19 protein-coding genes and 1 pseudogene are annotated in these 20,168 nt (G+C 63.9%); 4 read left to right on the top strand and 16 right to left on the bottom strand.

Annotated features, from left to right (window positions below; all coding sequences use genetic code 11):
* Positions 1-122: 122 nt before the first annotated feature.
* From FL625_RS16510 to FL625_RS16460, 12 genes and pseudogenes are all read right to left on the bottom strand, one after another.
* Entirely contained in the window at positions 123-2,216 is a 2,094-nt protein-coding gene (locus FL625_RS16510) for a 3'-5' exonuclease (RefSeq protein ID WP_235019472.1), read from the bottom strand.
* A complete protein-coding gene (locus tag FL625_RS16505; protein WP_235019470.1) occupies positions 2,213-4,993 on the bottom strand; it encodes a site-specific DNA-methyltransferase in 2,781 nt (926 codons plus the stop codon). Before FL625_RS16505 ends, FL625_RS16510 begins: the two co-directional genes overlap by 4 nt.
* An 87-nt stretch (positions 4,994-5,080) precedes the next feature.
* Positions 5,081-5,800, bottom strand: a complete 720-nt coding sequence (locus FL625_RS16500; protein WP_200833975.1) for an NYN domain-containing protein — start codon at positions 5,798-5,800, stop codon at positions 5,081-5,083.
* A 129-nt stretch (positions 5,801-5,929) separates the two neighbouring features.
* On the bottom strand, positions 5,930-8,980 hold the full coding sequence (locus tag FL625_RS16495; protein WP_149589771.1) for a BPTD_3080 family restriction endonuclease: 3,051 nt from the start codon (positions 8,978-8,980) through the stop codon (positions 5,930-5,932).
* On the bottom strand, positions 8,973-9,182 hold the full coding sequence (gene mads1, locus FL625_RS16490) for a methylation-associated defense system helix-turn-helix domain-containing protein MAD1 (protein ID WP_101922923.1): 210 nt from the start codon (positions 9,180-9,182) through the stop codon (positions 8,973-8,975). Before mads1 ends, FL625_RS16495 begins: the two co-directional genes overlap by 8 nt.
* A gap of 120 nt (positions 9,183-9,302) precedes the next feature.
* On the bottom strand, positions 9,303-9,965 hold the full coding sequence (locus FL625_RS16485; protein WP_149589770.1) for a hypothetical protein: 663 nt from the start codon (positions 9,963-9,965) through the stop codon (positions 9,303-9,305).
* Positions 9,962-10,534 carry a DNA methyltransferase gene (locus FL625_RS18430; RefSeq protein ID WP_235019468.1) on the bottom strand — a complete coding sequence of 191 codons (573 nt, stop codon included), beginning with the start codon at positions 10,532-10,534 and terminating at the stop codon, positions 9,962-9,964. The genes FL625_RS16485 and FL625_RS18430 overlap by 4 nt, the downstream gene beginning before the upstream one ends.
* Positions 10,535-10,580: 46 nt before the next feature.
* Positions 10,581-10,979, bottom strand: a pseudogene (locus FL625_RS18425) (DNA cytosine methyltransferase); the annotation flags it as partial.
* Positions 10,980-11,050: 71 nt separating this feature from the next.
* Positions 11,051-12,058 (bottom strand): helix-turn-helix domain-containing protein, encoded by a 1,008-nt coding sequence (locus tag FL625_RS16475; protein WP_149589768.1) that lies wholly within the window; start codon positions 12,056-12,058, stop codon positions 11,051-11,053.
* A complete protein-coding gene (locus tag FL625_RS16470) occupies positions 12,055-12,450 on the bottom strand; it encodes a VRR-NUC domain-containing protein (RefSeq protein ID WP_149589767.1) in 396 nt (131 codons plus the stop codon). Before FL625_RS16470 ends, FL625_RS16475 begins: the two co-directional genes overlap by 4 nt.
* Positions 12,447-12,686 (bottom strand): hypothetical protein, encoded by a 240-nt coding sequence (locus tag FL625_RS16465; RefSeq protein WP_149589766.1) that lies wholly within the window; start codon positions 12,684-12,686, stop codon positions 12,447-12,449. The genes FL625_RS16470 and FL625_RS16465 overlap by 4 nt, the downstream gene beginning before the upstream one ends.
* Positions 12,686-12,943 carry a helix-turn-helix transcriptional regulator gene (locus FL625_RS16460; protein ID WP_149589765.1) on the bottom strand — a complete coding sequence of 86 codons (258 nt, stop codon included), beginning with the start codon at positions 12,941-12,943 and terminating at the stop codon, positions 12,686-12,688. Before FL625_RS16460 ends, FL625_RS16465 begins: the two co-directional genes overlap by 1 nt.
* Before the next feature lie 573 nt (positions 12,944-13,516).
* Here FL625_RS16460 and FL625_RS16455 point away from each other — a divergent pair.
* A complete protein-coding gene (locus FL625_RS16455; protein ID WP_149589764.1) occupies positions 13,517-14,782 on the top strand; it encodes a tyrosine-type recombinase/integrase in 1,266 nt (421 codons plus the stop codon).
* 22 nt (positions 14,783-14,804) lie between these two features.
* Here FL625_RS16455 and FL625_RS16450 read toward each other — a convergent pair whose 3' ends face one another.
* On the bottom strand, positions 14,805-15,404 hold the full coding sequence (locus FL625_RS16450; RefSeq protein WP_149589763.1) for a hypothetical protein: 600 nt from the start codon (positions 15,402-15,404) through the stop codon (positions 14,805-14,807).
* An 827-nt stretch (positions 15,405-16,231) separates the two neighbouring features.
* Here FL625_RS16450 and FL625_RS16445 point away from each other — a divergent pair.
* The 3 genes from FL625_RS16445 to FL625_RS16435 are packed head-to-tail and all read left to right on the top strand — an operon-like array spanning position 16,232 to position 18,811.
* Positions 16,232-16,540: a helix-turn-helix domain-containing protein gene (locus FL625_RS16445; protein ID WP_149589762.1), complete on the top strand. Its 309-nt coding sequence runs from the start codon at positions 16,232-16,234 to the stop codon at positions 16,538-16,540.
* Complete coding sequence (locus FL625_RS16440) at positions 16,537-17,448, top strand: reverse transcriptase family protein (protein ID WP_149589761.1); 912 nt, start codon at positions 16,537-16,539, stop codon at positions 17,446-17,448. The genes FL625_RS16445 and FL625_RS16440 overlap by 4 nt, the downstream gene beginning before the upstream one ends.
* 22 nt (positions 17,449-17,470) lie before the next feature.
* Positions 17,471-18,811: a DUF7986 domain-containing protein gene (locus FL625_RS16435; RefSeq protein ID WP_149589760.1), complete on the top strand. Its 1,341-nt coding sequence runs from the start codon at positions 17,471-17,473 to the stop codon at positions 18,809-18,811.
* A 471-nt stretch (positions 18,812-19,282) separates the two neighbouring features.
* On the opposite strand, the gene FL625_RS16430 is transcribed toward FL625_RS16435, so the two are convergent.
* From FL625_RS16430 to FL625_RS16420, 3 genes are all read right to left on the bottom strand, one after another.
* Positions 19,283-19,627: a DUF2190 family protein gene (locus FL625_RS16430; RefSeq protein ID WP_149589759.1), complete on the bottom strand. Its 345-nt coding sequence runs from the start codon at positions 19,625-19,627 to the stop codon at positions 19,283-19,285.
* A gap of 3 nt (positions 19,628-19,630) precedes the next feature.
* Positions 19,631-19,840 (bottom strand): phage head-tail joining protein, encoded by a 210-nt coding sequence (locus FL625_RS16425; protein ID WP_149589758.1) that lies wholly within the window; start codon positions 19,838-19,840, stop codon positions 19,631-19,633.
* A 2-nt stretch (positions 19,841-19,842) separates the two neighbouring features.
* Positions 19,843-20,168: phage major capsid protein (locus FL625_RS16420; protein ID WP_494338361.1), on the bottom strand; the 326-nt coding region annotated here is incomplete at its 5' end.

The raw sequence follows: 20,168 nt of genomic DNA, 5'->3' as shown, positions 1-20,168 counted from the left end.
TGGCTTCCGCCTGGCTTCCCCGGTGAAAGGGCCTCACGCTAGCGAACCGCCGCGCTGCGCCCCCCCGCATACGTTCTGGACCGGGGAGGAACCAGAGGAGGGGGGCAGTCCGACCTCGTCGGTCAGTTGCCCTTGAGGAAGTCGTCGACGAACTCCGACACGGGAGTTACGCCGGTCACCAGCAGGTGATCCCTCGCCCTTGTGCAGGCAACATAGAGCAGGTGCCGTTCCGTGTTGTAGACTTCCTCGAGGTCCGCGTCGTCAGCCACTGACTCGATCCGCTCTGATTGCGGGATCACCTCGTCGTCGCAGGCCATGACCACCACCGACCGGAACTCCAGCCCCTTCGCGAAGTGCATTGTACTGATGGCGACTGCCCCGTCCTCCACTTCGACCTTTTCACTCAATTCGACCGCGCGAACGCCCGCAGCTTTCGCGGCAGCACGCGCACGTTTCAGTTCCGCGTCAGACCTGACGAAAATACCAACCTCGCGCGGTGCGCAGCCCTCCTTCAGTCGATCCGTGATCCATCCTGCAACCGCGCGGCATTCGTGACCCTCATCTTTGCAGGCCAAGACCATCGGCGGAGGTCCGTCGAACATCGACACGGTGCCGCGCCGCCCTTCCGTGTTGCCATCCACATCCGAAACGGTTGACGGCAGGAGTCGATCGGCATGTGTGCGGATCTGATGTGACGTGCGGTAATTGATGCGCAGGGTGAAAGAGCGGCCGCGGACATCAAGGCCAAGCGCCTTCCAGGAAAAGGGCTGTTGAAAGATGCGCTGGCCAAGATCTCCGGCGAAGAAGAGCCCGTCGCTTCGCCCTGCTGCCATGGCGGCGAAGAACCGCGCCTCCGTCACACCCAGGTCCTGCGCCTCGTCGATCACGGCGAAGTCGTAAGGGCGTGCGCTGCCTTGGCCGAAACTGTCTGCCAGACGGCCGAAAACGTCCGACCATGTCACAACGCCGCGTTCCCGTAGCCCAGCACGGACGCGTTCAAAGATGGTCCAAAGGGCTTCGCGCTGTTTGCCGCCGACCCGAGTCTTCCTACCGAGCCGCGAGACGTCACGGTAATCTTCCCACGACCGAAGCTGCCAGGCGTCCACGACGTCGTTCCACTCTCCGATCAGGAACTGGGTCGAGAACCTGTGTCCTTCGACTTCAGCCGCTGCTTTCGCGATCAGCGACTTGACCAGTGCAGCAGGTGCGATCTGCGGCTGCCCAAACCGCTCGGAATAAAGGTCATACCCAACTGCCGAGACCGCCTTCACGACAATCCGCGCCGAAACCAAGGGCTCATTGCCCACGAGGCTGGCCAACTTGGCTCGCAGGGCGTTCGCCAGCGGCTTGGAGAACGTCGTCAGCAAGACCTTGGCAGAAGGATTGGCGCGGGCAAGATGGACCGCACGATGCAGCGCCACGATGGTTTTTCCTGTCCCGGCCGAACCCGAAACCCGGGTCGGACCGGAGAAGGATCGCTCGACAAGGTCAGCCTGGGCTGGATGCAAGAACACCGCCCACTTGTCCCAGGGATAGTCGAGCGCCTGCTTTAGTTCTTCTGCGTTGGCCAGAACGCGGAAGCGGCGCTGGGCGTCCGGGTGAGCAAACGGATCGGCTTCGACCGGAGCAGGTTCGGGCGGTTGTGGTTTCTCGCCCACAGCCAGTTTCAGCAGAGCTTCCTGCGCCTCTTGCGGCAGGTGCTCGATGATGTCGAACAGAGTGTCTTCGGTAGCCGCCCGGACGTCGTTCACCCATTCCTCGGGAACGCCAAAGGCCATCAGTTCGAACTTGCGCAGGTTGTCGAATAGACGAGCGGAAGGTTTGGCGGCTGGCGCGGGTGCTGCTGCCAGTTCCTTTGGCCTGAAGATCTCCACCTCTTCGACCCGTTCGCGCACCTCGACCAGCTGCATGGCGCCGGTGGTCGGGTGTCGTTCGATCTTGCGCCGTTCGGCCCATTTGTAGGCGTCGTCGTGGTGATCGACACGGACCAGCAGGATGCTGGAGGCCGTGCGGTGGACGATGATCCGGATGTCGGCATTCACCCGCACCGACCAGAAGTTCGGGTCCTTGGCGCGGTCCAGTTTGTGGAAAGAAAGGCCGTTCGAGGTCGGGTCCAGTTGCAGATCGAACGCGGTGGTCTTGACCGCCTTCTGCTCCTGCGCGGTCAGGCGGGCGAGGCTGTCGGTAAAGGTGTCGGCGATGCGGAACTCGATCATACCGCAAACACCTTCATCACTTCGTCCCCAAGGTGGTTGATCACCTTTACCGCGATCCGCCCCGACTTCGGCTTCGGGAACGGGCGCGACGTGTCGGAATACAGGCTCTCCCAAGCCTCCTCGTCGATCTCGGCCTTCAACGTGGTTTTCAGCGCCTTGTAGGGGTCGTTGGCGCCGAGGAAATAGGCGTGGCGGACGAAGAAGGATTCCTCGTTGTAGTCGGTGTCGAGCATCCACAGGGCGATGCCGTCGGTGCCTTCGCTCTGCACCTCGCCGGTCTGGGGTTTGAACACGTCCACGCCGAAGACCTGGACCTGCACCATGCCGTCGCCCGCATCGGTGATCCGGATATCCGGCTCGCCGAAGATCACGAACAGGTTGCCCGCGCCGGTGGATTTCAGATCGCCCCCCATGTGCAGGTCGGGGTTCATCCGGGCCTTCAGCACGCGGATGCGGCCCAGCTTGTCGAACTCGCTGCTATGGGCGTCGTAGTTGAAGGCGCAGGCGATCAGCACGTCGAAACCGGCGTCGCCTGCCTCGCGCGCGGCGGCGACCAGGTCGGGGCGGGACACCGTGCCGAACTCGGGGCCGATGAACACGCCCGCGCGGCGCTGGGTGTCGCCTTCCATGAAGGTGCCCTCGGCGCAGACCCATCTGCCCGGCCAGCCGGTCAGGCTGGTGAAGGTGATCCGGTCCTCCTTGTGCGCCTGCTGCACGCCGGCGGCTTTCAGGTTTTCCAGGATCATATGTGCGAAGTCGGTGAAGTCGCGCGGGGCCTCGGCCGTCTTGCGCTTGCCCTCGGCGGCCTCGTGCGTGTCGATCAGCTCGTCATCCCAATCGACGGCAAGGGTGCGGTGGGGCGACAGGCTTTCCACCGTGAAGGGGCCGGCGACACGGACCTTCGACTTGTCCTCGAAGGGCTTGTCGTAAAGGTATTCGAATTCGGCCTTGGCGGCGATCGAGGCGTCGATCTCCTTCTGCCGAGCGATGCGGGCCTGCCAGAAGCGGTCGAGTGCGGCGCGCGCCGGCTCGGGCCAGTCGGCGGGGGCCTGGCGCGGGATTTCCCATTCCATCAGGCCGCCTGCGGGGGCGGGCTCGCCGGAAGGGAGTTTCACTTCCCCGGTGGCGCGGAAGTCGATCTTTGCGCCAGCACGACCGCCGGATTCCACCTTGAAGGGGGTGGGGTGGCCGGCCAGCGCGGTGTTGAGCGCGGCGCGCGCATCCTCGACCGCAGGCTGCATCCTGTCCCAGATCACGTCGATTTCGGCGTTGTTGGCGATGGATTTCAGCGTGATGTGCGGCACGCGGTCGTAGACGAAGCCTTGACGGATGCTGCCGTGGGTGGGGGCGGATTTGGGCGGGGTGCGGGTGATCTCGCCCTCTTTGCGCTGGCCATCCACGCTGTCGGCCAGCAGGTAATAGGGATAGCGCGCGCCCATCAGGCGGGATCGGGCGAGGGCGATGGCGACGCGAGAGGTGTCGATGGTGATCCAGCGCCGCCCCCAGTGTTCGGCGACATAGGCCGTGGTGCCGGAGCCGCAGGTGGGATCGAGCACCAGATCGCCGGGATCGGTAGCCATCAGAATGCATCGTGCGACGACCTTTGGAGAGGTCTGGACGACATACGTCTTTGCGTCGGCGTATCCCGAAATTACGGTGTCATCCCAAGTGTTATTGAAGGTCACAATAGGATAATCATCAGCAAATCTCTTGTACCGAGCACGTTTGCCGATCCCGACCAGTCGATTAGCTTTTGCCAGTCGGGGCATCCCTCCGCGCGAGGCTTTCCAGTGCGTGTTTGGTGGAAGTTCAAATGTCTGCCCAGTCAATGCGAATGGGTAGGTTCCTGCTTCGCTTGCGCCCTGAGAACTCATGTCGCCAGGCAGATAGGCTGGGTCGCCAAGTCTATAGATGTTTCGGATTTCGTCTCGGCCCGTGTATTGAGTCGCCAATAGGTCATCAGATTTGACCTGCAGTGGGCGCCGAAACTTCATTTGCGCCTTATTGCGTGCGAACCAAAGGTTGGTGTCGTAGACATTGTCCAAGTAATTTGCGCCAGTGCCGCTCGTTTTCTTGAAAGCGATCTGGCTGATGAAGTTATCTTCCCCAAACACCTCATCCATTAGCGCCCGCACGCGGTGGACGTTCTCGTCGCCGATCTGCACGAAGATGCTGCCGCTGTCGCTCAGCAGGTCGCGCGCCACGGTCAGCCGGTCGCGCAGGTAGGTCAGGTAGGAATGGATGCCGTCCTTCCAGGTGTCGCGAAAGGCGCGGACCTGTTCGGGTTCGCGCGTCACATGGGTCTTGTCGCCATCCTTCACATCGCGCGAAGTGGTGGACCACTGGAAGTTGGAGTTGAACTTGATGCCATAGGGCGGGTCGAAATAGATGCATTGCACCTGACCGCGCAGCCCCTCGCGTTCCGCGAGGCTGGCCATCACCGACAGGCTGTCGCCCGAGATCATCCGGTTCGACCAGTGCTGATCGTGCTGGTAGAACTCGGTCGCGGCCTCGGCATCGGGCAGGCCGTTGAAATCGGCGAACATGTCGAACTGCGGGGCGTCCTTGGTCGCCTTGGCGCGGTTGGCGGATTCGCGTTTCAGGTCGTCGATGATGACCTTGGGGTGGACCTTTTCCTGGATATACAGCGGCGGGGCCTGAACGATCAGGTCGGACCAGTCCTGCTCATCCTTCCCGCGCCAGACCAGCTGCGGGTCCAGATCGCGGTTGCGGCGTTCGTAGGCGAGCTGGATCGGCGTCTTGTCCTGATCGCGCATGATCGACTCGAACTCCGCCGTCGGAATGTTCTTGCGCGTGGCGTCATGGGTGAGAGTTTCGACCAGGGTGGGTTTCTTGGCCATGTCTTATTCCGCCGGGTCTGAAGGGACAGGATTTGCGGCCGCGGCGGCACCGGGCCGCGCGAAACCGCTGCGCAGGGCGTCGATATGTTCGAACAGCGAAGCTTCGACCGACTGCCACATGGGATCGAGGACGATGCGGACCCCTTCGCGCCGGGCGAGCTTGGAGGCAGGAACGAAATCGCTGTCGCCCGCGATGAGGATGATCGTATCGGCCTGCCGTTTCAGGCTGATCGAGGCGATATCGACGCCGATGCGCATGTCCACCGCCTTTTGGCGCAATCCGGGGTAGAAGTCGGCATCGGTCAGGTCGGCCGGTTGGCGGGTGCCGTTCAGGATGGCCTTCTGGGCCTCCTCCGACAGGATCCATGACCGTTCGAGACGGACCTGACCAAGCCGCACGGCGAAATTGGCGCGACGGCGCAGCCGGTCGAACAGGGCAAGGCGGAACTGTGCCTGATCGGACTTGGCATAGTCGAAGCCGCGCTTGCTGACCGGCAGATGCGCCTTCTGCATGTAGGGGAGGGCATCGTAGAAGAAGCAGCGATAGAGCAGGCTGTAATGGTTCTTGGCCTTCTCGACGTGGTTGAGTTGCTTGAGGTGGCTGTCCACCAGTTGCCCGATGGCTGTGTCCACGGCCTTGGCGTCGAGCATGTCGATGTCGCGCCGAACGCTTCCGAGGCGTTTGAGGAAGTAGCCACCATCGATGAGGATTGCGGCCTTCACGGTTGCGATCCCGTGAAAAACAAAAGCCCCAAGGGATCGGCCCTGCCCGGAATCATGGGAGGACGTACTGCCAAGGGGCGAATGTGATGTAAAGATACGTGGACAAGAGCCATTCCGCAAGACCGAACTTCAGGCATCGCGCCCTCCTGCAACTGCCGAAGCAACCAGTTCGCCGAACTCCGCCTCCATCTCGTACACTGCCGTAAATTCCGCGAATGCCCAGCGCCCGAACTTGCCGAGGTTGTTGACGCCCGGCACCCAGTAGGCGCGCATGGTGTTCGCCTTGTCCTTCGCATCCTCGCCGCGGAAGCCCTTGACCTCCACGATCAGGTTGAGCGGGTCGGGCTTGCCGTCGTCGATCTGGACGATGAAGTCGGGCAGGTATTTGCGCGGGGTGGAGCCGGAGAGGTAGGGTACCTCGAGGCCCAGCCCCTGGTTCTTGACGTAGGACAGCACGCGGGGGTGGCCTTCGGCGACGCGGGCGAACTCCGCCTCCCAATCGCTGTCGCAGACGACCCAGTTGACATGGGACTTGGTCGGCGAGGTCTGCCAGCGCAGTGCCTTGGACGTGGTGAAGTTGACAAAGGCGGTCGAGCCGGTGGGGTTGTAGGCGTCGAGGATCGCCTTGATCTGGTTTTCGCCCTTCAGCGTTTCGGTGATGGCCGCCTTGATCCGCTCGGCCGCCATGTCGGCGATTTCCTTGTAGACCAGCTGCGCCGGATAGGTGCCGCCGGTACATTTCAGATAACCGCCGTCCAGCCATTGGCGGGTGATGCGCTTGATCTGACCGAACAGATGCAGCTTCGGTTCCTCGCCGGGGTCGCGGTACTTGGTGTAGAGGAGGTGCCGCGCGAGGTGGAACAGGGTGGTGGACTGGCGCATGTCCTTCAGATGCTCCAGCGTCAGGTCGACGCCTTCGCCGATGATCCCCCGGTTGGTGGTGGTGGACGGGCCGAGAAGCTGCGGGGTCAGTTCCAGAACGTGATCAGGGCCGAATTTGGCCTCGAGCCGCGCGTCCGGCAATTCGACCCGGTAGCCTTCGACGCGGGGGAAGGTGATTTCCAGCGCGTCGCGATCAGGCTTGACCGCATGGACGCGGACGGTTTCGCGCGGAGCCGCCGGGGGTGAGATGACCGGTTTCGCGGTGAAGTCGAACGGAATGCCCAGGACATCGGCATATTCGACGTTGAAGAGCCCCTCGTCGTTCAGTTCATAGGATTGGCGGCGCAGCGCGCGACCGATCACCTGTTCGCACAAGAGCTGCGTGCCGAAGGCGCGGACGCCAAGAACGTGGGTGACGGTGTTCGCGTCCCACCCTTCGGTCAGCATGGAGACCGAGACGACACAGCGGATCTGTTCCCCGAGGCGACCCTTCTTGCCGACGGTGTTCATGACCTCGCGCAGCAGGGTGGATTCGTCGATCTTGTCGCCAGCAGTGATGTCGCCCGTCCGCTCGACCATCTCGCGCTTGAACTGCTCGATTTCGACGGCCGCCATTTCGCGGAAATCCTTGTCGAGCGCCTCGCCGGACTCGATCTGAGCGCTATCGATCAGGATCGTGTTTGGCCGCGGCATGCGGTTGCCGAAGTCGTCGTAGTTCCGGAACAGGGCAAGGCGGCCATTCTCAAGGGTGGTCTCGGTTCCGTCGTCGCTGACCCGATCAAAGCCCGAGATGTACTTGTAGATCAGTTCCGACGTCGCCGTGTTGTTGCAGACGACGATGAACACAGGTGGAACGCCGATCCCCTTGTCCTGCCAAAGCTGGAAGGTTTTTTCGTAATGACCGTACAGGGCTTCCAATGCGGTCAACAGCTCGACCGGAAGACTGAACGGATCGAGTGCCTTGCCCGCGGCGCGACCCTTCTTAGGGAGCTTCTTGCCGATGTGGTCCCAGAGGTTGCGGAACTTGGGCGTATCGCCACCCGGCACGTTGTCGGCGATCGGCACGCGCGGCAACTTCACGATCCCGCATTCGATGGCGTCCATCAGCGAGAAGTCGGACATCGTCCAGGGAAACAGCGTGCCCTCGATGTATCCTGAGCCTCGAAGGAAGAACGGTGTGGCCGACAGGTCGTAGACGAGGCTGATACCAAGCTTCCGCTTGACCGCTTCCAGACCGGAAATCCACATGCGGGCGGCCTCGTTGTTCTCCTTGGCCTCGCTTTTCTCGTCGCCCTTCAGATCATCTTCGGTCTCGCCAACGGCGTCCTTCACCCGCTCGCGATAACAGTGATGCGCCTCATCGTTCAAAACGACGATGTTCTTCTGGCCCATCAGGTCACCCATGACCCTCTGGATCATCTCGCCTTCGGTCTCCAGCGTCTGGACTTTTTCGCCGCGCCAGCCCTCCAGTGCCTGCCGGGTGCCTTTGGCGATCACCAGTTTTTCCCGCAGCTTGAATGCGTGGTAGTTGGTGATCACGATCTTGGCTGCCTGGATGTCACGCAGCATGTCAGGCGGCGTTATCTCGCGCGAACGATAGTAGCTTTCAGGGTCGTTCGGCAGCAGGACGCGCAAGCGGTCCCGGATCGTGATGCCAGGCGAGACGATCAGGAACCGGCTGGAGAACTGCTTGCTGTTCGGGTGACGCACTGCGTTGACTGTCTGCCAGGCGATGAGCATCGCCATGACGGTGGTCTTGCCCGCCCCGGTCGCGAGCTTCAACGCAAGGCGCATCAGTTCGGGATTGGCCTGTTCGTTGGCCCCCTTGATGTGTGCCCAGAACTTGGCGACCCGCGGCCCCATCTTTGGCGCGACCTCGGTCAACCAGATCGCGGTTTCGACGGCCTCGATCTGGCAGAAGAAGGGTCGGACGCCCTCGAACTTGTGGTGACGCCAGTGCTGCAACAGTCGGGCAGTTTCTGGTGTCACCAGCCACTGATCAGGGTTCGGAAGATTGCGCCACGTTTCGACATATCCTCGGACTTCGTTGATGATCGGGGTGGGGTTGTATTCCTGATCTGCCGTCGAAAGATCGTCATCAGCACCGAGAAGCAGAGCGCCCTGCTTCTGGCTTTGCCGCTGCTTCTTCGTCTTGGGGACCGGCGTGATGAGGTCCGAGCGGCGCCTTGTCTCGATGATCCGGTTCGTTGGCTGGCCGTCTGCATCCAGTTCCCAATGACGGCCCGGATATTCATAGGGGGAGTTCAGGATCGGCTTTTCGAAGAACTGCTCAGACATTGGGGGAGTCCTTTGCAGCATTCCCCTTCACCACTGCCTTCTGCTCGTCGATCCACTGATCAATATCGTCGTGCTTGAATCGCCATTGGCCTCGAACCTTGAACGCCGGGATCTGGCCTGTTTGCGCCATCGTGTAGACAGTCTTCTCTGCAACCTTCAACAAAATGGCGACCTCTGGCAAAGTGAGAATGGGGTCCGTCATGGACCTGCTCCCTCTCGAATGTGATGAGGAGGAGGGTGCCAGACTTTGCCAAACATTACTAGGACATGATTGCTACAGGTTGCGCGCAGGCCGATCAGTTTCTTCGAGCCTACGATCCCCTTACCTCAGCCACGGCCGGACCCCCGGCATTGCCGCCGTCACCTCAACCTCCCGCAGCATCCCGCCTTCGATCAGCCCGGCCCGAACCCAGCCCAGCGCCTGCCGCCAGTCGTCATATCCACGCCGGGCGGCTTCGATCTGCTGCGGGTGGGGCGAGAAGGTGACCGGGCAGGCCAGGATGTCGATGGTCTTCCATGTGGCGCGCGCGCCCGCGCCACGCACCCGGATGCGTTCGGTGCCGACGACGATGGCGCCCGCATGCGTGCCGTGCTGGTTCTGCTTCACGATGCTCGGCACGCAACGCGGGACGGCACCAGGCATCCAGTCCGGTGTCAGCCCCGCGCGGGCCAGCTCGGCCACGCGGATCGCCATGCGCTTGCCGCCGAGGCTGTCGGGGATCCCGGCGACTGTTGCGGCGATGACTTCGGCGTCCTCGTGGGTGTAGCCGCCGATCTTGTGCTGGCCGCCGTCGATCTTGCAGCCCAGCACGGCACGCTGCAGCAGGACGTACTCCAAGCCGAAGCCGAAGCCTTCGTCGGTGACGTCCGGGGGCAGCGGCAGGTCCAGCTGCGCCTGTTCGATCCGGAATGCCCATTCCAGCGCCGCCTGCACGCCCAGCGCGCGTTTGACCCTGGTGCCGCTGACACGGCCGTAGAAACTCATGGCTGCAATCCTTCAAGGAAATCCTTCTGCGCCGGGCGCTGGGCCGCATCGGTCGGCCGCCAGATCCACGGGCCCGAGGCCATGGGCAACTGCGAGAGAGCGCCACGCATGTGCTGCTGCCAGAGGGTGAACTCCGTTGCCGAGCAGGCGCAGAGCGCGTGCCCGATGGGCCAGCCCATCAGCCATCCGACGAAGAGCGGGTTCAGCCACCGCCGCGACCGGCCCTTCAGGATCCGCCGCGAGACGACGCGCCCATGCAAGGCAATCATCGAAGCCCAGAGCGGGCGCGAGATCGGGGCGTGCGGCAAGGACCGCAGCCCACCCGGCGAGGTCGCCGGGGCCGGGCGGGTGAAGCCTTGTTCCGCCCGGTAGTGCAGCAGGTCCATCCGGGACTTGCCGTCGCTGCGGGTGATGCTGGCCTCGGAACTTCCCTTCCAGTTCTGGGCGGCCGGTGTCGGCCAGTGGTTCGGCAGCGACTTCGCAATGCCCAGCGCAAGCGCTTCCGCCTTGCGAGTGAAGTCGCTGTTCCCGGCCGGGTTGTAGCTGCCGGTGCCGGGGTGCAGGCTCATCGGTGTGGGCCAAGATGAAGATCCGCAGCCGCTCGTGCGGCGCGCCGACCTCTGCCGCCGAGAACAGGCCCGCCGCAGGCGTGTAGCCCAATCCCCATAGCTCTCGCAGGACGGTCTCGAGGCCGAGGGTGACGTGACCGGCGACGTTTTCGAGGAAGATCCATTCCGGGCGGCATTCGCCGATGACGCGGGCGACGTCTGGCCAGAGGTGGCGGGGATCGTCCGCCCCGCCGCGTTTCCCGGCCGCGCTGAAGGGTTGGCAGGGGTATCCGGCGAGGACGACGTCGAACGCCCCGCGGAAGGGGCGGGCGTCGAAGCTGCGCAGGTCGGCCCAGATCGGGGCCGGGGCGAAGTATCCGGCGCGCTGGGCGGCGATAAGGACTGCCCTTGGCCAGTCCTCCCATTCGACGAAAGCGCGGGTGTGATAGCCGGGCTCGGCCAGCATGAGGCCCAGATCAAGACCTCCGCCGCCTGCGCAGAGGGACAATCCGTGCCGGGGACGTGACACCATGCCATTCACCGCACCCCGCGCTCGCGCAGGCGTTCGGCCGTGACCAGACCCCGGGCCAGCATGGCATCGCGCATCGTATTGCTGATTGCGCTGACCGGCAGGTAGCGGTCGGAGTTGACCAGATCGGCGTAGAAGGCTGGCAGGTCGGTGATCGGCTTTGCGGCCGGGGCTGGGGCTGCCTTCGGCTTCTGGCGCTCCCGCCCGGCATCCTCGACCTTGCGCTGGGCGGCACGCTGCATCGCTCGGTCCAGCGCTTTTGGCCCATCGGGCGGTTCGGGATGTTCCTGGCGGGAGGCCTCGGCAGCAGCGATGATCTCGGCCTCGGTCAGCCCGAGCTCGTCGCGCCAGCGCTGGACGTGCAGCCTGGGCGGCCAGCCTTGCCACCAGCCGGGCAGCGCGTCGGGATCGAGGCCCAGCGCGTCGAGCAGGTCCCCGAAAACCGCATCGGAAATCGCCTCGCGCGCCTGCGCGCCCTCCTCCTCCTTTACTGGTTTACTTAGAGGTTCCCTTACAGGGTTAGTGTCCGGATTTCGGACACGGCTTTCGGCATTTTCCGGACACGGGTCAGCCGGAAAATCGGACACGGCTCTGGCACAATCCCCGTGTCCGAAATCCGGACACGGCAGCGCATTGGCCATGCCGTCACCAGTACAAGCATTGGCATCGTCGACGATTTCTGATCTCTCATCCTCCCCATGTCCGATTTCCGGACACGGCACCACAGCCACGGGTGTGAAGCCCGGCTCGAACCCCAGGATGTAGCGTGTCGGCAGCTGGCGCTTGGTCACGGGATCGAGCCGCGGCACCCGCCGAAGCAAGCCTACCGCCTCGAGCTGGCCAAGATGATCGTTCAGCGTCGACCGGCTGATCTCGCAGTCATGGGCCAGCCGGTCCTGTGAGGGGAAGCAGCCGTAGTCGGGGTTGAACCGGTCGCAGAGGTGCCAGAGCACGATCTTGGTCGTGGGCTTCAATCCGCGCTGCTTGATGGCCCAGTTGGTGGCCTCGTGACTCATGGCGCGGGCCTCCGCGGGGCAGGAGCGATGCGCGTGGTGAAGCCGTGATCGGCCAGCGCGCCCAGCGCGTCGTCGAGGCTGCGCACCAGCGCCCAGCCAAAGCCCTGCGCCTGCACCGCATCGCGGAACGCCTCCTGCTCTGGCCGCAATCGCCCCTTCGGCGCCTTCAACTCGAGGAACAGGACGCGGCTGTCGCAGATCACCATCAGGTCGGCGAACCCGGCATGGACGCCCATGCCGACGAGGATCGCCTGGCGCTTGGCCCCGCGGGGCCCGGCCTCGGTCACCTCGTTGGCGCAGTGGTGGATGATGGCCGAGCGGGGCAGGGCGATGCGCAGCGCCTGCACGACGGAACGCTGCAAATCGGCCTCGGGGGTACCACGGCGCCTCATCGGGCGGCCCTCCCCTGATCCTCGCGCTGGGCGCGCCGTACCGGCCGTCGTGCATCGACGACCACCAGTAGGCGCTGCGCCTCCGTTCGCTCGGCCGGAGTCTCGCCATGCTGCACGAGCACATTGCAGGCGAGCCGGATCAGGAGATCGCTGTGATGCGTGACATCGGCGATCACGGCGCGGGCTTCGGCCACGCGGTCGGCGGGCCAGGCGGAACTGCGGGGCGGCACCTGCATCACCGGCGCCCTCCGGCACGACGGCGGCGCGGGGCGGCCTGTTCCAGCTCCTCCAGCCATTCCTCGACAGCTGCGCGACGGTAGTAGACCTTGCGTCCGGCCCGAACACAGGGTGGGCCCGTCCGCATGGCCTCCCAGCGGCGCAGCGTGTCGACCGAAAGGCCGAGTTCCAGTGCGAGGTCGAGACGGCTGATCCAGCCGACCAGCAGGGTGCGGGGTTTGTCCTTCGGGTCTGGCATCGATCCGAGATGCGGCATCGGGGTCTCCTGGTCCTGGCCCCGCAGATCGGGGACGTCTTGCAGGGACCAGTGAGCGCAGAGCCCGAGGGGTGGCGGCGAGGCGGAGGGTGGCGGAAAGGATGCCAGCTTTGTGCCACCCCTTGTATATTGGGGTTTGCGATGTTCCTCGGGTGGCGGAGGAAGATTGCGGCCGCTCCTGCCAGATGCGCGAAACGGACGCCATGGCCGCAAACACCAGCGAACAGCCTGATTGACCGTGTTTGACCGGCATTGACGGGTAAAGAGGGGGTGGCACCCGACACGGCACCCCTGCCACCCAATGAATTCCTTGAGGATTTGTCGCTCTGCGGGTCGTTGAATGCCGGATTTGCAGCGCGACGACCGTGCTTGCCCTTTCACACGTCACATTGCGCCTGTCGTCGCCAGTCGCGCATCGATCCGCCCAGCGCCGAAATCTCAGGAAAACAAGGGGTGGCACGGCTCTGGCGTCCTTCCTGCCACCCTCCGCCTCCCCGCCATCATCCTCGTCATGCTTGCCTTGATATGCAGGCGAAGCCACGCCTCATGTCGGATGCAAGAAGGACCGAAGCCATGCCCGAACGCATCAAGCTGACCGAGAAGGTGATCCGCGAGGCCGAGCCGGTGCCGGGGCGGGACTACCAGATCTTCGACACCGAGGTCCGGGGGTTTGCCGCCTGCATCTACCGCGGCGGTGGCCGGGCGTTCACGCTGGATTACCGCAATGCTGGGCGCCAGCGCCGGATGACTTTCGGGCGCTGGCCGGAATGGTCCGTATCGGCCGCCCGGGAGCGGGCCAAGGAACTGCGGCGCGAGATCGATGCCGGAGCCGACCCCTTGGGCCAGCGCGAGGCAAAGCGCGAAGCCCCGCGCGTGACCGATCTGATCGAGCGCTACTGCGCCGAACATCTTCCGAAACTGTCGGAACGAAGCGCAGCCGACCAGCGGTCGGCGCTGGCCAAGATGGTGGAGCCGGTCTGGGGCCGGAAGCTGGTGACGGAGATCACGCCGACCGACGTCGACAAGCTGCTGACCAAGATCGCCGAGGGCAGGGCGCGGCCCCACAAGGTAAAGCCCAACAACCGGGCGCGCAAGCTGCAGGGGGCCAAGCCCACGCCGGTGCGCGCCAACCGTATCGGGGAGGTGCTGCGCAAGATGTTCACGCTGGCGGTCCAGTGGGGCTGGTGCGAGGAGAACCCCGCCCAGCGCTTCCACCGTCGCACCGAGACGCCGCGCGAACGCTTCCTTTCGAAGGAGGAAATCAGCAAGCTGGCCGCGGTGCTGGATGCGGCCGAGGACCGGCGCGCGGCCGACATCATCCGCATGTGCATGCTGACCGGCGCCCGTCTGGGCGAGGTGCGGCAGGCGCGGTTCGAACAGTTCAACCTCGAGCACATGAGCTGGTCGAAGCCGCCGACCATGACAAAACAGCGCCGCGCCCATCGCGTACCCATCTCGGACGAGACGGCCGCCATCGTACGCCAGCGGCAGCTGCTGGTGCCGAAGGGATCGCCGTGGCTCTTTCCCGGCGACACGCCCGGCCAGCCGGTTCAGGAGGTGCGCCGCTTCTGGGCGCAGGTCCAGAAGCATTGCGGGCTGCACGACGTCCGGATTCATGACCTGCGCCACACCTTCGCATCGCTTCTGGTCAGCGGCGGGGCCTCGCTGGAAATGATTGGCAAGCTTCTGGGTCACAGCCAGATGCAGACGACCCTGCGCTATGCCCACCTGATGGATTCGCCCCTGCGCGCCGGTGTGGACGCGGTGGCGAGCGCCTTCCGACCCAAGCCCCGGCTGGTCCATGACGCCGACGAGCAGGGGGGACGCCAGTCCGCCTGACCCAGATAGTCGCGCCGCAACCTCACGCCCCATCTCCCCGCAGCTTCTTCCAGACCGGGGTCACCCTGCGCCGGATGCTGCGGCTGTCGGGGATCTTCCGGCCGTCCGACTGATCCGCGAACCAGTCCTGCATCTCGGCGACCAGCTCGGCCTGCGTGGCGGGGAGGCCCCGCTCATGGATGCGATGGATCAGGGCGACCGTCATGCCCTCCCAGTCATAGGGCGTGGCAGCACCCGGCCCGCTCGTCACGCGGCGCACCATCTCGTTCTCTTCCTCGAAGGCATGAACCTCTTCGGCCAGAATCAGCATGTCGGCAACGGCGACGGGTATGCCGCAGGCAGGATCCGTGATGAGCAGCCAGTCCTGTCGCCCGATCGGCTGGATACGGCGCATCATTCCTTCGGTGGGGCCGGTGCCGCAGCGGCGGAAGAGCGGCAGAAGGTCCATCGGGGACAACACAACCTTTCCCGCGACGACGACGTCGCTGCAGCGGACGGCGTGGATGCCCGTCAGGATCCGGAACCGGCCTGAATCGGCCCACCCGGCGACATCTGCGATGTTGCAGCCCCAGCGGGCAGTGACTTCGTGAACGGTGAAATAGACGCGCGGCGGCAAGCCCATGAACGATACATCCTCCTTCAGACAGAGGATCGGCTTGGCTCAAACCACCTGCAGCCCGCAGCGCGATGGTGCGGGGGAAAACATGATCGGTGGCAAGGTCGTTGGGGGCGCCGAAGCGCCTCGACCCTGCCCGAATGCCGTTCTGATAGACCTGTTATGCTTATGGTTGAGGGCTGCTCTCCTCAAGGGTGTAACCTGCCGCGGGCTTCGATTCGGAGCAAGGGGGTGGCCAGCACGATGCTGTGGATATCATTTGAAGCTTCGGCGGTCATCCGCTTCGGGCGCCCTGAAGGCGCTACATATAGTGTTATACCGGAATGGTGGCATATTCAGTTCGCCCTTGGCGAACGCGGGGCTTGAAATGGCGAACAACGTGCTCTATCTAGCGATTAATGCTCAGGTGAGAGATAGCTGCCATAGGCTGATCGGTTCGCTGATCGAGGAGGCTCCGGCCTCTACCCACTTCGGGGCGTGGCGACCGCATCCGCGCAATGCGATCCGCGACGACGACCCGACGACTTAAGTCCGCAGCTCGCGTTGCGGCACGGGGATACCTAGGAGATAGCCTCTGCCCTGATTGCCTCTTGGGAAGGCGGCACACTCGTCGGGATGGTCCCGGCGAGGAAGCCCAGGAGGTTGCGACATGGGTACTGAACCTGTGAAGCCCCTGAGCACCGGGCAGTGGATCCGTCGCTGGATTCGGCGTGTTCTTCGGAAACGTCGGACCTTGATGGTCGCGTTCTGGATGGTGAAAGCCATCGTGTATCTGGCGCGACTCTTCTTCTGAGACGGCTCCTAGGTGTTCAACTGCTGAGGATGGGAGAAAAATGCTGAATGAAGCTCTTCGCCTGGTTCGGGTCTACCACGACCTGTCGCAGGCAGACGTGGCCGAACGCGTCGGGCTTTCAAAATCCTATGTTTCGGAGATCGAGAGTGGCGAAAAGAACGTCTCTCTTGCGGTGCTGGAGAAGTATTCCACGGCCTTCGATATTCCGATGTCATCGCTCATGCTGTTTGCTGAGCGCGTGGAGGGTGCTGGAAAGGCCGATGCCATCCGGGCCTACGTGGCTGACAAGGCGCTGAAAATGCTGGATTGGGCTGCGACAATCTCCGAGTATCGTGGGGCGGGCAGGTGAGCCACGACCGCAACCAGTCTATCCTGTACAAGGTAACAAGCCCGCAGATGCTGGCGGATCGCCTTCTGATTTCCCGAGGGGAACTGCACGCGCTCCTTGCGAATGCCGACCCCTACAAGCGGTGGATCGACAAGAAGTCCGGTCGGGCAATCCAGGAACCTCGACCGAAGCTCGCAAAGGTACATCGCAGGATCGCAACCCTTCTGACCAGGATCGACACGCCAGCCTACCTGCACTCGGCCAAGAAGGGGCGATCCTACATCTCCAATGCGGCCGCACATTCCGTCGACGACGGGTGCGTCAAGATCGACGTCCGGAGGTTCTATCCGTCAGCGAGGGCTCAGGCCGTCTATCACTTATTCCTGGACCGAATGGCTTGCGACGGTGATGTTGCCGGAATGCTCGCGAAGCTTCTGACCGTGGACGGACATCTGCCAACAGGCAGCAGCGCCAGCCCAATCCTTTCGTACTTCGCCTACGAGGACCTGTTTCATGAACTTGCGGTCTTGGCCGAAGCGTCTGGCTGCAAGATGACCGTCTACGTCGATGACATTGTATTCACGGGGGCAGGGGCGACGCGGCGCCTCCTGTTTGAAGCTCGGAAGGCCATCGGCAAACGGCACCTTCATGGGCACAAGACCAAGCTCTTTCGGCCCGGTCAGCCGCGGATCGTCACCGGAGTTGCTGTCACCAACAACGGCCTTCGGTTGCCGAACCGGCGCCAGGTCCGCATTGCCGAGGACCAGAAGCTGTTCGATGACCTGCCACTTGGCCGCGAGAAGCTCATCGTCGCACGGCGGCTCACTGGACGACTATTTGAAGCCAGCCAAATCGATGCAGGGTGGCGTGTGCGCGCTGAGGCCATGGCTGCCCTGCGCGATGATATTCAAAGAAAGATCGGTCGCTAGACCGGCATAGACAGGGCTGGTTATGGCTGAACGCAACGACATTTCCGGCCTTTTGGCCTTCATCGGCCGAGAAGGTGACTGGCGCGAGCGGCTGCAGGATATTGTCGCAGAACACCTGATGCCCGCGCTGGAGGAATTCGAAATCGATCAGGACGGCTTGGCCGACCTGCTTGGCGAGCAGTGGTCAGGCGTCCTCTGGGGCTGCGGGTTCGAGGATTTCCTTGGGCAGCGCTACGAGGACGGCAACATCGTCGATCTCTATCTGAAACGGCGCGGCTGGAAGGAAACGGCGCTGAACCGGGCCTATTTCGCGGCGCTGCGGGATGCGCCGGTCAGTCTGTACGAAGTCAGCGATGTCCAGCCCGGCACGTCGATGGTGCTGCGCGACCTGCTGTCGGATGCCGCACCTGTCACGGTGAAAGAGAAATCCGCCACGCGCACGCTGAAGCAATGGGACCGGATCGCTGTGCGGGTGGTGCCCGAGCGCGATCACCATGTCATCTCCGGGGCCCTGTTGCCCTTCCGGGCCGAGGCGGTGGATTTTCTTTTCGCCGGGCTTCGCGATGCCCTGAAGCTAAAGAAGCGGGATGCGCTGCGGCTTTCGCACGATCAACTGATGGGCTGCGCACCGATTTTCACTTCCGCCTGGCTGTTCATCGAGATCGACCGCGCTCTCACCCCGGTGCAACCGCAGTTCACCAACTCGGACGGCGATGATGTGCTGTTTCACGATCTGCGGTATCCGTTTGCCACAGGCGTCACGCAGAAAGCGGTGGCGGAGCGGTTGGACCGCATAAAGGGCTTCCTGCCCGAGGGGCCGAAGTTCTGGAACTGGCTGGCCACGCGCAAGGGTCGTGGTGGCAAGGCGGGCGGCGGCATCATGCTCGACACGCAGATGGAAGGCGCAACCGTTCTGGGCTCGCTGGAACTGACGGGCAAGACGCTGCTGGTGACCGTCAACTCGGCCGAGCGCGCGGCCAAGGTCCAGACCTTGATCGGCGCCGCCGCCGGGGATCTGCTGAAGGCACCCTTGACCACGATCCGGACGGTCGAGCAGATGCGGGCCGACCAACGGCGTGATGGGCCAAGCGAGGCGGCCGATGAAATCCCGCCCGAGATCGCGCGACAGCTCATGCGGGATCACCTGGACAAGCATTACCGCGAAACGCTGGACGCACCGATCCCGGCACTGGGCGGCAAGTCACCTCGCCAGGCTGTCCGGACGGCTGCGGGGCGTGAGAAGGTCATCGACTGGCTGAAGATGCTGGAGAACCGCAGCGCCGGACATGGCGAGGGTCCGATTGCCGAGTACGATTTCGGCTGGATGTGGGGCGAGCTAGGGCTTCAGGAACATCGGAAATGAAGGCTGACAAGACCGTCTGCGATGATAATCTGCAGGGGGGGCGTGGGCTAAATCAACACCACATCAACCTGCGACTGCGGCCTTCGTGCCAGTCTTGCGTGTAAATCCGTGCGAACGCTGATGTTTGCGAGGGCGAAAATCACGCCTGAACAAAGGCTTGCCCCGTAAGGCGCTGATTTCGGTGATTATTCCGCTTTGCCCTTCTATGGGCTCATAACCTGAAGGCCGCAGGTTCAAATCCTGCCCCCGCAACCAAAATCCACAAATAATACAGCAGCTTAAAAGCCTCCCTCGCGGGAGGCTTCTTGCGTTCCAAGCCCGTGTCAACACTGTGTCAACAGAACGCTGGCGGCCCGTGTCAGCGGATGGCGCCGAGTCGGGAGCACGTGCCCGCGACAAGCGCGGCCCCTGAGCGGGCCGTACGGTCGATGCGAAACGCGTTCGAGATTGCGTTGCGATCCCTCCAATGGATCACGCCGCCGCCGTCGCGACCCCATCCAGCCGCACCGCGACGCTGGTGCTCCCGTTCCCCGCGGCCTCGATAGCGATGCCGATGGGGAAGCGCCCAGCGCCGGGCGTGTTGATCTGCCTGGCCGTGTTGTCCCAGGCCACGCGCGCGCCGACCGCCAGCACCGCCGCGCTCGCCTTCGGCAGCTTGTAGACGCCGGTGGTCGCCAGTTCGAGCGGGTCGCCCTCGGCGGCCGAGTAGGCGGCGATGCCAAAGATGTTGCCGACGATCAGCCCCTCGCCCGAGGCGATGCCGCCTGCGGGTGTGGGCACGGTGATGACGTGGCCATTCTGGATGTAGGTCTTCATGGTTCAGAGCCCTTTCGAGGATTGGATGCGGACGACGGAGACGCGCCCCGCGGCGCCCGCGATCTGACGGTTGAGGTCCGCGAGCGCGGCGGCCATCTCGCCGTCGCTCGCGTAGGTGATGCGCTTGCCGTCGTATTCGACGGTTCGGACGCCCCGATAGCGCGCGGCCATCAGGGCGTCCCGCCAGGCGGTGAGCTGGGCGAGGTCGGCCATGCTCACGCGCCTGCGTTCATGAACCAGCCGCGGTGGTCGATGAACCCGGCCCCGAAATCGAGGATCACCCGGATCTCCACCCCATCCACGTCCCAGCCCGAACGGCTCTCGACCTGCGGGCCTTCCGCGCCCGAGAGATAGGCGAACTCCATCCCGTCGATCTCGCCGGGGTCGGCGGTTACATACCAGCGGGTTGCGCTCGAAAGCCGCGGCTCGACCACCAGCGAGAGCGACCCGGAGAACGGGTTCACATCGGCGGCTGTCGCGGGCGCGATGGTCTTGCTCTGACCCCCGAGAACTCCTCCATCTGATGCTAGAGTCCGGCCCG

The sequence above is a fragment of the Tabrizicola flagellatus genome (assembly GCF_008271465.1).
In the GTDB taxonomy this organism is placed as follows: Bacteria; Pseudomonadota; Alphaproteobacteria; order Rhodobacterales; family Rhodobacteraceae; genus Tabrizicola; species Tabrizicola flagellata.
Note: the sequence above shows the minus strand (reverse complement) of the source record. Positions and strands in the feature narration are given on the sequence as shown.